Origin of the sequence: Polaromonas aquatica (assembly GCF_042659145.1) — a bacterium.
Taxonomy (GTDB): domain Bacteria; phylum Pseudomonadota; class Gammaproteobacteria; order Burkholderiales; family Burkholderiaceae_C; genus Polaromonas; species Polaromonas aquatica.
On record NZ_JBHSRS010000082.1, the window covers coordinates 20855 to 33230 of the forward strand.

The 12376-nt window shown below is 62.4% G+C and carries 12 protein-coding genes; 5 read left to right on the forward strand and 7 right to left on the reverse strand.

The genetic code is table 11. The features are described 5' to 3' along the window. Position 1: 1 nt before the first annotated feature. Positions 2-823: a TauD/TfdA dioxygenase family protein gene (locus ACFQND_RS17870; RefSeq protein WP_371436843.1), complete on the reverse strand. Its 822-nt coding sequence runs from the start codon at positions 821-823 to the stop codon at positions 2-4. 184 nt (positions 824-1007) lie between these two features. Here ACFQND_RS17870 and ACFQND_RS17875 point away from each other — a divergent pair, with 184 nt between their 5' ends. Next, positions 1008-1937 (forward strand): class I SAM-dependent methyltransferase, encoded by a 930-nt coding sequence (locus ACFQND_RS17875; RefSeq protein ID WP_371436844.1) that lies wholly within the window; start codon positions 1008-1010, stop codon positions 1935-1937. 9 nt (positions 1938-1946) lie between these two features. Here the strand turns inward: ACFQND_RS17875 and ACFQND_RS17880 are convergent, their stop codons facing one another. The 4 genes from ACFQND_RS17880 to ACFQND_RS17895 all read right to left on the reverse strand — a co-directional run bounded on the left by ACFQND_RS17880 (position 1947) and on the right by ACFQND_RS17895 (position 5037). Beyond that, a complete protein-coding gene (locus ACFQND_RS17880; protein WP_371436845.1) occupies positions 1947-2321 on the reverse strand; it encodes a hypothetical protein in 375 nt (124 codons plus the stop codon). 9 nt (positions 2322-2330) lie between these two features. Next, positions 2331-3140: an ABC transporter permease gene (locus ACFQND_RS17885; protein WP_371436846.1), complete on the reverse strand. Its 810-nt coding sequence runs from the start codon at positions 3138-3140 to the stop codon at positions 2331-2333. Next, positions 3140-4075: an ATP-binding cassette domain-containing protein gene (locus ACFQND_RS17890; protein ID WP_371436847.1), complete on the reverse strand. Its 936-nt coding sequence runs from the start codon at positions 4073-4075 to the stop codon at positions 3140-3142. The genes ACFQND_RS17885 and ACFQND_RS17890 overlap by 1 nt, the downstream gene beginning before the upstream one ends. Positions 4076-4215: 140 nt before the next feature. Beyond that, positions 4216-5037 (reverse strand): siderophore-interacting protein, encoded by an 822-nt coding sequence (locus ACFQND_RS17895; RefSeq protein ID WP_371436848.1) that lies wholly within the window; start codon positions 5035-5037, stop codon positions 4216-4218. Positions 5038-5233: 196 nt separating this feature from the next. Here ACFQND_RS17895 and purT point away from each other — a divergent pair, with 196 nt between their 5' ends. Both purT and ACFQND_RS17905 read left to right on the forward strand, forming a co-directional pair. Continuing rightward, positions 5234-6436 carry a formate-dependent phosphoribosylglycinamide formyltransferase gene (purT, locus tag ACFQND_RS17900; protein WP_371436849.1) on the forward strand — a complete coding sequence of 401 codons (1203 nt, stop codon included), beginning with the start codon at positions 5234-5236 and terminating at the stop codon, positions 6434-6436. An 11-nt stretch (positions 6437-6447) separates the two neighbouring features. After that, entirely contained in the window at positions 6448-7539 is a 1092-nt protein-coding gene (locus ACFQND_RS17905; protein ID WP_371436850.1) for a mechanosensitive ion channel family protein, read from the forward strand. Between the two features lie 139 nt (positions 7540-7678). Here ACFQND_RS17905 and ddpX read toward each other — a convergent pair whose 3' ends face one another. Then, on the reverse strand, positions 7679-8260 hold the full coding sequence (gene ddpX / locus ACFQND_RS17910; RefSeq protein WP_371436851.1) for a D-alanyl-D-alanine dipeptidase: 582 nt from the start codon (positions 8258-8260) through the stop codon (positions 7679-7681). A 10-nt stretch (positions 8261-8270) separates the two neighbouring features. After that, positions 8271-9767, reverse strand: a complete 1497-nt coding sequence (locus tag ACFQND_RS17915) for an AMP nucleosidase (RefSeq protein ID WP_371436852.1) — start codon at positions 9765-9767, stop codon at positions 8271-8273. 237 nt (positions 9768-10004) lie between these two features. Here ACFQND_RS17915 and ACFQND_RS17920 point away from each other — a divergent pair, with 237 nt between their 5' ends. Together ACFQND_RS17920 and ACFQND_RS17925 are read left to right on the forward strand one after the other, a co-directional pair. Beyond that, positions 10005-11375 (forward strand): S1 family peptidase, encoded by a 1371-nt coding sequence (locus ACFQND_RS17920; protein ID WP_371436853.1) that lies wholly within the window; start codon positions 10005-10007, stop codon positions 11373-11375. Continuing rightward, positions 11372-12373 (forward strand): FHA domain-containing protein, encoded by a 1002-nt coding sequence (locus ACFQND_RS17925; RefSeq protein WP_371436854.1) that lies wholly within the window; start codon positions 11372-11374, stop codon positions 12371-12373. Before ACFQND_RS17920 ends, ACFQND_RS17925 begins: the two co-directional genes overlap by 4 nt. Positions 12374-12376 lie beyond the last annotated feature (3 nt).

Here is a 12376-nt window from a genome sequence, read left to right on the forward strand (position 1 = left end):
GTCACTCTCTGCGGATCGCTACGCGATGCATCCGCCGGGCTGCGGGGTGATAGTCATTGATCGCATAGTGCTGCGTGGCGAGGTTGTCCCATACCGCCACCGAGCCTTTCCGCCAGCGAAAGCGAACTTGCCATTCAGGTACTTTGGCCAGGCCACTGAGCAGGGAAATCAGTGCAACACTTTCGTCATTCGTGACACCCTGGATGTGCGTGGTGTAGAGAGAGTTCACAAAAACTACGGGCTTGCCGGTGACCGGGTGATCGAGCACAACGGGTTGCTCGATAGGAACGTACTTCTGGCGAGTCGATCTATAGAGTTCACCGGTGGGGTCCCGCCGTGCCAGGTTGGCCCTTAGTGCCGGAGCTTCCCAATTGTGAAGGGCGCTCAACTTTCGCAGGTAGGCCTGCATGTCCTCATTCAATGAGGCGTAAGCCGCTGTCATGCTGGCCCACATCGTGTCGCCCCCTGTGTCTGGAACATCCAGCGCATACAGGCATGCGCCGGCTGGCGGAGATTTTTGCCATGTCAGGTCGGCATGCCAGATGTCCGTTCCCGTCCGGGTCCCCTGGCTGATGAGGAGTTCTACGTGGGGCTCTTCCGGGTGTGCGGGGAACGTGGACGAAACCGGATCAACCCTGCCGAAAACCTGCGCCAAGCGAACCTGAGCTGCGGGACTGAGCTCCTGATCCCGAAAGAAGATCACCTGCCGTTCCGCCAGAAGGGTGCGCAAATTCTCCGCCTGGGCTTTGACTTGTGCCTGATCGGACAGGTCAATGCCGGTGATCTCCGATCCAATACATGGAGTGATATGTTCGACGTGCATAGACTACCTCTTGAAAATGGCTTTGTTTGTCAGATTGCATTTATTGCCACTTATGGCAATAAGTGGCAGTTTAGTGCCCCTTTTTCCTGACGTCAACTTGGTCTGTGTTTGGGATGTGCGCCCACTCCCCGGATTGTTGTCGCTCACAAGAGACGAATCAGGACCCCCGTTAAACTGGACGTTCATGCAAAAAAATACCACCTCACCAGCGGGAAAACCAGTCCGGCAAGTCGCCAGTCCAAAACCCGGTCAGGTTATTGAAGAGCTCAGGCCCGGCCAGTCAATAGAGTTGCTGAAAGAACTGCATATCCTCACGCGCGAGGGCAAGCTCAACCAGGACACCCGGCGCAAGCTCAAGCAGGTCTACCACCTGTACCAGTTCATAGAACCCCTGCTCAACGAGGTGTCGGCAAGCAGCCCGGCGCCCGCGCTGGCAGATCACGGTGCCGGCAAGTCCTACCTGGGTTTTATTCTTTACGACCTGTTCTTCAATGTGGCGCACCGGGGAGAAAAAACCACCGGCCATATTTACGGTATCGAGACCCGCGCGGAGCTGGTGGAAAAATCCCGCGTGCTGGCCGCTCGTCTTGGTTTTGAACGCATGTCGTTTTTAAACCTGTCGGTGCAGGAGGCCACAAGGTCGCCGGACCTGCCGGCGGGCATTGACATCGTGACTGCCCTGCACGCCTGTGATACGGCGACTGACGATGCGATTGCTTTTGGCCTCGCGAAAAATGCGCGCCACATGGTGCTGGTACCTTGCTGCCAGGCCGAGGTGGCCGGTGTGCTCAAAAAGGGCAAGGCCCTCAACCTGGCGAAAAACCCGCTGGCCGAGTTGTGGCGCCACCCGCTGCATACCCGGGAGTTCGGTAGCCAGATCACCAATGTGCTGCGCTGCCTGCAACTCGAAGCCAGCGGCTACCAGGTCACCGTGACCGAACTGGTAGGCTGGGAACATTCGATGAAAAATGAGTTGATCCTGGCGAGCCGGCCGGCCACGCCGCATCCTGCGAAAACCCGTGCAGCGCAAATACGCCTGCAGCAGGTGCTGGATGAGCTGGGGCTGGGTGAGCTGACTTCGCGGTTTTCGGTGCCTGCAATCAGCGAGGCTTGATCCTAAGGTTTAAACCACCAGGTCCGGGTCCAGCTCCCGCACGCGGTGGTCCACGTAATAACCGCCGAATTCCGTGTAACGCAAGACAACTTTTTTACAGTTGTTGCAGGCATAGACATCACTGACGTTGCAGGGGAAAAATTTCACTGCAATGGGGGCATCCGGCGAGGCATAGCGGGTGCCGTCCGGGTGGTATTCCTCCTGGGTCGGCTCGTACACCTCGGGGTCGCGCAAGCTGCCAAGCTGGCGCATCTGGCCGGCCGGCCAGCGGTCCTCCGTGAAGCTTTCCCAGCCGGCGCATGGGCGAAGTGAGCAACTGCAGGCGCCTGGCTGGGTTTCCCGGCCAATCTGCCGGAGCGATTCACTGTTTAATGCTTGTGTCATGGTCAAACCTCAACTCCGAAAGCGTTTGCGCGTCAGTGCCAGCGCGATCCAGAAACCTGCCACCGCGTAGGCCAGTAGCAGGGCCAGGTTCTGCAGGCCGTGTGCCGGCCATTGACCCATGAAGAGCGGGCGTATCAATTCGACGGCAGCCGTCAGCGGCAGCCAGTCGGAGATGACCCGCATGACACCCGGCAACTGGTCACGCGGGAAAAACACGCCGCTCAGGAACATGGTCGGCGTGAGGAACAGCGTGAAGTAATAGGTGAAAAAGTCGTAGCCCTTGGCCAGTGCGTTGAAGATCAGCGCAATGCACGCAAAGGTGATGCCGACCAGCCCGAGCAGCGGCAAGGCCAGCAGCAGCATGGGGCTGTGGCTGATGCCCAGCGCCAGCATGACGAGCAGGATCACGACCGTGGTGAACAGCGACTTGAACGCCGCCCACAGCATTTCCGCAAACACCACGTCGTCCAGTTGCACGGGCGCGTTCATGATGCCGTCCCAGGTGCGTTGCACCTGCATGCGCGAGAAGGCCGAGTACAGCGCTTCAAACGACGCGGCATTCATCGCGCTCATGCAGATCGAGCCGCTGGCCAAAAACAGGATGTAGGGCACGGCCGCACCATTCAGCTGGACCTGTCCGACCAGGGCGCCCAGCCCGTAGCCGAAGGCTACCAGCGTGATCAGCGGTTCCGCAATATTGCCGACCAGGCTGGGAATGGCCAGCTTGCGCCAGACCAGCAGGTTGCGCCTGAACACCGGCAGCCAGCGCCTGCTGATTTGCGGCGCACGGAACAGGGCGGCATTGGTACTCGCTGACATCAAGCATCCTCCCTTATTTGCCTGCCGGTAAGTTTGAGGAACAGATCCTCAAGATTGGCCGGCCGGTGCAGCGTACGCAACTGCGGGTAATCGGTCAGTGCCGACAGCAGCTTTTTGGAATCCTGGGTGTAGAAAAATACGGTCTCGCCGCTGACCTCGGTGCGTGAAGCCAGGGCCTTGAGCGGCGAGTCGACCAGGGCCAGCGCGCCCGTGCCATAGACCTCGACCACGTCGGGCTCCAGGTTGTCGGCAATCAGCTGGCGCGGTGTGCCTTCGGTCATTTTTTTGCCGTGGTCCAGCACCAGCAGCCGGTTGCACAGGCGCTCGGCCTCGTCCATGAAATGGGTGGTCAGCAAAATCGATTTGCCCTGCTGCACCAGCCTTTGCAGGCGTTCCCACATCAGGTGCCGGGCCTGCGGGTCCAGGCCTGTGGTGGGCTCGTCGAGCAGCAGCAATTGCGGGTCATTGACCAGCGCACGTGCCAGGCTCAGACGGCGTTTCATGCCGCCTGAGAGTTCGCTGAGTTTTGCGTCGGCCTTGTGTGTCAGCGCGGCAAACTCCAGCAGCCGGGGAATACGCTCCCTGATCACCGAGTCTTTCATGCCGAAATAGCGGCCGAACACCAGCAGGTTTTCTGCGCAGGAAAAGTCCGGGTCCAGGCTGTCAAACTGGCTGACGATGCCCAGCCTTTGTTTGATGGCCAGCGCATCCTGCGGCATGCGCAAGGCAGCACCGCCGGGTGTGAAGGTGATCTCGCCTGCATCCGGCGCGGTCAGGCCCAGGCACATGCGTATCGTGGTGGTCTTGCCGGCGCCATTGGGGCCTATGACCCCCAGGCATTCGCCGGGGGCGATGTCAAACGACAGCTTGTCAACAACCGTTGCCTCGCCGTAGCGTTTGGTCAGGCCTTCGATCTTCAGTAGTGCTTCACTCATGGCGCTATTGTTGCGCACGAATGGCGACTCCTCCCTCGGGTTTTCGCAAGTAGGGGCCGCGGAACTGGCTTTGCCAGGCCGCAGGCGCAGCGGCCCCCTCGGGGGGCAGGAAGCTACACGAAGTGAGCGACCGTGGGGGCTCAATCCTCGCCGTAATCGTGGTCTGGGTGGTTGGCCGTGTCCAGCTTCCAGTAGCCCCGGCCCACGATCTGGCTGCGGTTGATGCCGAGTTCATCCGTCAGAAGTTTGCGGATGCGGCGCATGGCTGCGGCTTCGCAGGCCAGGTAGACCCTTGTACCGGCAGGCACGGGCGGCATGGCGCGCAAGGCTTTTTCAAGCGGCAGCCCGGCCGCGCGATGGTCGGTGCCGCGCGGCAGCCACTGCGCGCTGACTGTTGCGGGGCTTTGCAGGGCACGTTCTTCCTGCGCGCTGATGACTTCCACGAGCAGCTGCACGCTGGCGCTGGCGGGCAAGGCCGCCAGGATGTTTTCAACCGCAGGCAAGGCGCTGTCGTCAGCGATCAGCAGGTGTTGGGCAGCTGTTTTGTCGAGGGCATAACCCGGGCCGGGGCCCATCAGGTAGATCACCTGGCCGACTTTGGCCTGGCTGGCCCAGGTGGATGCCGGACCTTCGCCATGCAGCACAAAGTCCACGTCGACTTCGTGTACCTCGGGCCTGACGGCCAGCGGTGTGTAGGTGCGCATGGATTTTGGCCGCGGCGCGTCGGGCAGGGGGCGATCGGGCTCACTCTGGCCCGGTTCCGGGAATATAAGCTTGAGGTAGCTGGCAGGTGCTTCAGGCGCAAAGCCTTCAAGCTCGGTGCCCTTGAGCGTGATGCGGCGCATGGCCGGGCTCAGGACCTGAATGCGGCTGACCTCAACGCGGCGTGGCGGGCGGCGTTTGCGTGCTGGCGCGGGGCTTGTATTGGTGGCACCGCCGGGTGCGCTGGATGTATCGGTCAAAGGGTGCTCTCCGGAGTTTTGTTTTAAATGAGAATGATTGTCATCTTTGTGGCGTATACCTGCGCGGCGTAGGGGCAAGCGCTGCGGCGGCCGTCCGGGCTTGCGTTACACAGGGTGAAGTACAGTGTTCGTTTCTGTCTTTTGCCCCCGTGGGCCTGAGCTTTTAAACCTTCCCCTTTCAATTCCTGCAAATCCCATGACCACATTCGGTACCCCTTTGTCTCCCCACGCAACCAAAGTCATGCTGCTCGGCTCCGGCGAGCTGGGCAAGGAGGTGCTGATCGCGCTGCAGCGCTTGGGCGTGGAAACCATTGCCGTGGACCGTTACGAGCATGCGCCCGGCCAGCAGGTCGCGCACCATGCGCGCACGATCACCATGAGCGATCCGGCGCAACTCAAGGCGCTGGTTGAAAAGGAAAAGCCGCACCTGGTGGTGCCTGAAATCGAGGCCATTGCCACGCCTATGCTGGAGGAGCTTGAAGCCGCGGGTACGGTGCGCGTGATTCCCACGGCGCGTGCCGCACGCCTGACCATGGACCGCGAAGGCATACGCCGCCTCGCCGCTGAAACCCTGGGCCTGCCGACCAGCCCCTATGTGTTTTGCGATTCGCTGGCCGAGCTGCAGGCGGCCATCGACTCGAAGATCGGCTACCCCTGCATCATCAAACCGGTCATGAGTTCGTCCGGCAAGGGCCAGAGCAAGATTGCCGGTTCGGCGGACGTCAAGGCGGCCTGGGACTACGCCATGGCGGGCGGCCGCGTGAGCCATGGCCGGGTGATTGTTGAAGGTTTTATTGATTTTGATTACGAGATCACGCAGCTCACGGTGCGTGCGCTGGGGGCTGACGGCAAGGTCGAGACCCATTTCTGCGACCCGATCGGCCACATCCAGGCCAGCGGCGACTATATTGAAAGCTGGCAGCCGCACCCCATGCGCGAAGCCGCCCTGCAAAAAAGCCGCGACATCGCCAGGGCCGTGACGGACAACCTGGGCGGCCAGGGTATCTTTGGCGTTGAGCTGTTTGTCAAGGGTGACGACGTCTGGTTCAGTGAAGTCAGCCCGCGCCCGCACGACACCGGCATGGTCACCATGTGCACGCAATGGCAAAACCAGTTTGAACTGCATGCGCGCGCCATCCTGGGCCTGCCGGTCAACACCGCGCTCAAGAGCCCGGGCGCCAGCGCGGTGATCTACGGCGGCGTCGATGCCACGGGCATTGTGTTTGACGGCGTGGCCGAAGCGCTGCGTGTGCCCAACACCGACATCCGGCTGTTCGGCAAGCCCGAGAGTTTTGTCAAGCGCCGCATGGGTGTGGCGCTGGCGTTTGATGCGGATGTCGAGGCCGCGCGTGTCAATGCCAAACTGGCGGCTTCGAAAGTCAGGCCTCACGCGGCTTGAATGTGCGCCCCATGAATTTCCCGGAACTGATGCCATTGCTCAACTGGGCCGACGAATCGTCGTTGCGCATCCTGCTTGTAGCGTTTGCCGCCGTGGTGCTGGCCCTGCTGGTGCACGGCGTGGGCGCGATGGTGGTGCTGCGCGTGACGCGTTCCATGCCGGTGACGGGCATGGTGGCCCGGCAATGCAGGGGACCGGCCCAGCTGTTGCTGCCGCTGATCGCGTTGCAGGCGGTTTGGCAAGGCGCGCCTGACGGTTTTCCCCTGATTGGCGGTATCCGCCACGCCAATGCGCTGCTGTTGCTGCTGGCCTTGACCTGGCTGGGCATGCGCGCGGCGCGCGGGGTGGCGATGGGCATCATCAGCCTGCATCCCGTCGATATAGAGGACAACCTGCAGGCAAGGCGCATCCATACCCAGACCCGCATGCTGGCCCGCACGGCCATGTTTGTGGTGCTGCTGGCCGGGTTGTCCCTGATGCTGATGACTTTTCCCGGGGCGCGGCAGTTCGGGGCCAGCCTGCTGGCTTCAGCCGGCGTGGTCGGGCTGGTTGCCGGCATTGCGGCACGCCCGATTTTCAGCAACCTGATCGCCGGCTTGCAGATCGCGCTGGCGCAGCCCATCCGGCTGGACGATGTGCTGGTCGTGCAGGGCGAATGGGGCCGGGTCGAGGAAATCACGGGCACCTACGTCGTGCTGAAAATCTGGGACGAGCGCAGGCTGGTCATCCCGTTGCAGTGGTTTATTGAAAACCCTTTCCAGAACTGGACGCGCAAGAGTGCCAGCATCATAGGCACGGTTTTCCTGTGGGTGGACTACCGCATGCCGCTGGCGCCGCTGCGCGCCGAAGCGCAGCGTGTGTGCGAGGCTTCGCCCGAATGGGACAAGCGCCTGTGCAAGCTGCAGGTGGTGGAGGCGGGCGAGCGCAGCATGCAACTGCGCGTGTTGGTGACTTCTGCCAACTCGGGTCAGAACTGGGACCTGCGCTGCAAGGTGCGCGAGGCGATGGTGGACTTCATGCAGCGCGAGTATCCGCAGCATTTGCCGCTGATGCGTGCTGAGCTTGGGCCCGAAACGCGCAGCCTGCCTGAAACGTCGGTCTGAATATGGCCCCGGAAGGCCTCCTCAGGCCCCTGGAGGCATGAAATAGGCATGAGAAGTGTCTGTGGTCGGCGCTGCGTGCGCGCAGTCAGCTATCAAAAAAGTAGCATTCGCCAACTCTTGGTCTTGGGCATCCAGCGCATCAGGTGCTGGTGGCCAGGCAGGTTTCAAATGTCTCGCTGCTGATCAGCGGGAAATCATGGGCATCGGGTAGCTGGTAATGCCACCACTCGTTCGGGTGATGCACAAAACCGGCCTCCAGCATGATGGTCAGCAGGTACATGCGGTTGACCAGCATGGCCGCAGGAAGCGCGGCGTAAAAATGGTGTGAGGCGGGCGTCATGGTGTCGACCGGCGTACCCATGTCGAGTTCCTGGCCTGCGCTGTTCAATAGCGTCAGGTCAATCGCCACGCCGCGTGTGTGGTTGGAGCCCTTGACCGGGTCGGCCACATAACGCGCATCGGGCATGACAGCCCACAGCGTTTCGTGGGCTTGCTGCGACCTGTAGGCGTCGAATATCTTGAGCCTGAAGCCAAAACTTCTGGCTGCTGCAACCGCCTTGCGCAGGCCGGCTTCGGCCTGGGGGTGCAAAAAGCACTCTGCGTGCCGGTAAATCACGTGGCCCGTGAAATTGTCCGGGCGGGCATACATCATGTCGATGGCCACATCGTGCGTTTTTTCTGTGATCAATACCAGGGGCCAGCGGGGCAGGGGGCTTGCCATCAGCCCGGCCCTACTGAAACGCCACTTCCGCAAAGCTGCGCAGCTTGCGGCTGTGTAACTGGTTGATGCCTTCTGCCCGCAGCAGCTCGATAGCACGCATGCCAATGCGCAGGTGCTGGTCCACCCGCTCGCGGTAGAAGTGGTTGGCCATGCCGGGCAGCTTGATCTCGCCGTGCAGCGGCTTGTCGCTCACGCACAGCAGCGTGCCGTAGGGCACCCGGAAGCGGAAACCGTTGGCGGCAATCGTCGCGCTTTCCATGTCCAGCGCAACCGCGCGGCTCTGGCTGAAGCGGCGTTGCGGCTGGTTATTGGGCAGCAGTTCCCAATTGCGGTTGTCGGTGGAGGCCACGGTGCCGGTGCGCATGATGCTTTTGAGGGCCGCGCCTTCCATTTTGGTGACGTCCTTGACGGCACGCTCCAGCGCCACCTGGATTTCGGCCAGTGCCGGTATCGGCACCCACAGCGGCAGCTCTTCATCAAGCACGTGGTCCTCGCGCACATAACCGTGGGCCAGCACGTAGTCGCCGAGCTGCTGGCTGTTGCGCAGGCCGGCGCAATGGCCGAGCATGATCCAGGCGTGCGGGCGCAGCACGGCAATATGGTCGGTGATGTTTTTGGCGTTGGCAGGCCCCACGCCGATGTTGACCATGGTGATGCCCGTGCGGTCGGCGCGCATCAGGTGGTAGGCCGGCATTTGCGGCAGGCGCGGCGGCGGCACGCCCAATGCATCTCCGGCTGCTGCGGGCAAACCGGCGCGGCGCGTCACCACATTGCCGGGCTCCACAAAACAGGTGTACTCGCTGTTCGGGTCGGCCATGGCTTCGTGTCCGAGGCGCACAAACTCGTCGATATAAAACTGGTAATTGGTGAACAGCACAAAGTTCTGGAACCAGTCGGGCGAGGTGCCGGTGTAGTGGCGCAGGCGCTGCAGCGAGTAGTCCACCCGCGCGGCCGTAAAAAGCGACAGCGGCTGCGGCTCGCCGGGCCGCGCTTCAAAAGTGCCGTTGGCAATGCCATCGTCCATGGCGCCCAGGTCGGGCAGGTCAAATGCGTCGCGCATCAGCGTGCGGCGTGCGGCACTGAGGTTGCCTTCTATGTGGTCGTGCTCGGCAAAGGAAAAATGCACAGGGATAGGCTGGGTGCTGGTGCCGACTTCCAGTTCCACGCTGTGGTTTTGCAGCAGCAGCCTGAACTGTTCGAGGTAGTACTCGCCATAAAGATCAGGCCGTGTCAGCGTGGTCTCGTAACGGCCGGGGCCAGCAACAAAACCGTAACTCAATTGAGGGCTGCCGGGTGTTGCCAGCGAGCGCGCCACGGTGTCGGTGTGGACACGCACAAACGGGTAGCAGGCCCGCACGTGGCCGGGCAGGGTTTCGCCTGCCACATAACGCTGCATGGCGCTGCGCAGGTGGCTGATCTGTTGCTCGTAAATCAGCTGCACCTGTGCGAGCGCTGCGGCTGCATCGGTGTAGCGGGTGGGGGCAATGAAGGCTGGCAGGTAGGGCATGTGGTGTTCTTGTTTCTTTATGGGGCTGCTGCAGATGCCGGTGCGGTGCTCCGCAAGCCGATCTGGCCGGCACCGGCAAGCAGGGCCGGGACCGGCAGGCATGTGTGAAGGGGGCGACACACGGATGGAGGGCGGAAATGTGGCGTGGCCATGGCGCAAGATTAGCAGGTGTGGGGCAAGCGCGCCTGCACGTGTTCGTGTCAGGGCTCCGGCAGGTACCGCCTCTAGAATGCAGCGATGACACAATACCCTGGAACGGGACTGGCACGCGCCTTGATGGCTGCGTTGCTGGGCGGGCTCTGCCTGCACGCCGCCCATGCGCAAACATCCCTTCCTTCCGCCGCGTTGGCCCCGCCCGGTGCGCGTGCTGCCGCTGCCGAGCCGGCGCAGATCTCCCGCGATGCCAGGCGCGCCTACGAAAGCACGCGGGACAAGCTGGTGCAGATACGCACACTGCTGCGCAACTCAAACACCCAGGCCAGTGTGGGCTCCGGTTTTTTTGTCGCGGCGAACGGGCTCATCATTACCAATTTCCACGTGGCCAGCCAGCTCGCACTCGAGCCTGAGCGCTATCGCGGCGTCTATGTGCCCATTGACGGCAAGGAAGGCGAGGTTGAACTGCTCGCCTTTGATGTGCGCAATGACCTGGCCCTGCTGCGCGTCAAGGGGGCGGTGGGCGGCATGCCGGTGCTCGGCTTTCGCGAAGCCGACAAACCGCTGGCCCGTGGCGAACGCATCTATTCGCTGGGCAATCCGCTCGATATCGGCTTTGCGGTGACCGAAGGCACTTACAACGGCCTGGTACAGCGCAGCTTTTACCCCCGCATCTTTTTCGGCGGCGCGCTGAACCCCGGCATGAGCGGCGGACCGGCGATGGATGATGCCGGCCGTGTCGTGGGGGTCAATGTCTCCAAGCGGCTGGACGGTGATTTGCTGAGCTTTTTGATCCCGGCCGATTTTGCCAAGGCGCTGCTTGCTCGCTCGGCCGATGCCCAACCCATCACCAAACCGGCCTACGCCGAGGTGGCCAGGCAGCTTGCGGCCCATCAGGACCTGCTGACCGCGCGCTTTACCGCAGCGCCGCTTGTGCCGCAGAAACATGGCGGCTACAGCGTGCCGGTGCCGGAAGATTCGCTGGCCCGTTGCTGGGGCCGCGGGCGCGAGCCCGGCTTCAAGGGATTTGACGTGGAGCGCACCGACTGCCAGATTGACAGCCACCTGTTTGCCGGTGACTTCAATACCGGTTTCATCCAGCTGCGCTATGAAGCCTATGACGCGCCCAAGCTCGGTCGGTGGCGCTATTCGACCATGGCTTCGCGCAGTTTTGCCAACGAAAGCTTCCGGACGCAGGGTTCGCGCAAGTCAACGGCGGCTGAATGCTCGGAGCGTTTCATAACGACTGGCGGCATGGCCATGCGTGCTGTCGTGTGCATGAGTGCCTACCGCAAGCTGCCGGGACTGTACGACGTGTCGGTGTTGACCATGTCCATCAATCAACCGGTGCGTGGTGTGCAGGGCCGGCTGGATGCGCGCGGCGTGAGCTTTGACAATGGGCTCAAGCTGGTTGCCCATTACCTGGCCGGCTTCAAATGGGAGGCCGTACCGTGAGCGCGGGCATGCTGGCCCTGCTGCAGGCGATCGACCGCAACGGCCAGCTCGCCGGCCGCCTGGATGTAAGCCGCTGGCCGGTGACGGTGGGCCGCGCACTGGACAACGACATGGTGCTGGGTGACAGCCACCTCGCGGCGTCGCACCTGCGCATTGACCGCAGCCCTGAGGGGGAGGTGCGGGTCGAGGTGCTCGATACAGCCAACGGCATAGCGCTGGACGCAAAACACTACATGCGGGGTGAGGTTTTTGTCTGGCCGGCGGGCACGGTGTTGTCGCTTGGCCGCCTCAAGCTGGGGCTACGGCTGGCGGAGGAGCCGGTCGCCGCCGAGGAACCGTTGGCGCATTTTCGCTGGGGTACCGTGGGCTGGACCCTGCTCGCCGTGGGCGCCATGCTGGTGGCTGTCGTGTTCGAGGCCTGGCTGATGTACACGGATACTGCCCAGCTGCCGGGCCAGTTGCTGGGCCTGATCGCACTGGTGGCGCTGGTTTTCCCCGTCTGGGCCGGCTTCTGGGCGCTGCTTACCAAGCTGTTCACCGGACGCCTGCAATTCTGGCGCCATGTGCGGATTGCCTGCGCGTCCACGCTGCTCGTACAGGCGGCGGTGGCCTTGTGCGGCATGCTGGCTTTCATGTTCTCGCTGGAGAACCTGGCGAAGTTTGCAAACCTTCAAATCCTGTTGGGACTGGCGGTGGCGGTGTACCTGCACCTCGCAGTCGTCATGCCCCACAGCCGCCGCAAGCTGGGCGGGACTGTCGCTGGCGTCGCCCTGCTGCTGATGGTCGGCATATTGGGTACCAGCTGGCTGCAAAACAAGCGCCTGTCCAACACCCTGCACATGTCTGTGATTTACCCGCCGGGCTGGCGTATGGCGCCTGCTGTCCCTGTGTCACAGTTTCTGCAGGAGGCCGGTGATATTCGCAGGCGGCTGGACCAGCGCCTCAAGGACAAGGACCAGGACGGCGAGGATATGGACGTCTCTGGCGAGTCAGAATAAACC

What these genes read in the sequence shown, in the direction of transcription:
- ACFQND_RS17870 (WP_371436843.1), bottom strand. Translation starts at nt 823, where the DNA reads ATGCACGTCGAACATATCACTCCATGTATTGGATCGGAGATCACCGGC.
- ACFQND_RS17875 (WP_371436844.1), top strand. Translation starts at nt 1,008, where the DNA reads ATGCAAAAAAATACCACCTCACCAGCGGGAAAACCAGTCCGGCAAGTC.
- ACFQND_RS17880 (WP_371436845.1), bottom strand. Translation starts at nt 2,321, where the DNA reads ATGACACAAGCATTAAACAGTGAATCGCTCCGGCAGATTGGCCGGGAA.
- ACFQND_RS17885 (WP_371436846.1), bottom strand. Translation starts at nt 3,140, where the DNA reads ATGTCAGCGAGTACCAATGCCGCCCTGTTCCGTGCGCCGCAAATCAGC.
- ACFQND_RS17890 (WP_371436847.1), bottom strand. Translation starts at nt 4,075, where the DNA reads ATGAGTGAAGCACTACTGAAGATCGAAGGCCTGACCAAACGCTACGGC.
- purT (WP_371436849.1), top strand. Translation starts at nt 5,234, where the DNA reads ATGACCACATTCGGTACCCCTTTGTCTCCCCACGCAACCAAAGTCATG.
- ACFQND_RS17905 (WP_371436850.1), top strand. Translation starts at nt 6,448, where the DNA reads ATGAATTTCCCGGAACTGATGCCATTGCTCAACTGGGCCGACGAATCG.
- ddpX (WP_371436851.1), bottom strand. Translation starts at nt 8,260, where the DNA reads ATGGCAAGCCCCCTGCCCCGCTGGCCCCTGGTATTGATCACAGAAAAA.
- ACFQND_RS17915 (WP_371436852.1), bottom strand. Translation starts at nt 9,767, where the DNA reads ATGCCCTACCTGCCAGCCTTCATTGCCCCCACCCGCTACACCGATGCA.
- ACFQND_RS17920 (WP_371436853.1), top strand. Translation starts at nt 10,005, where the DNA reads ATGACACAATACCCTGGAACGGGACTGGCACGCGCCTTGATGGCTGCG.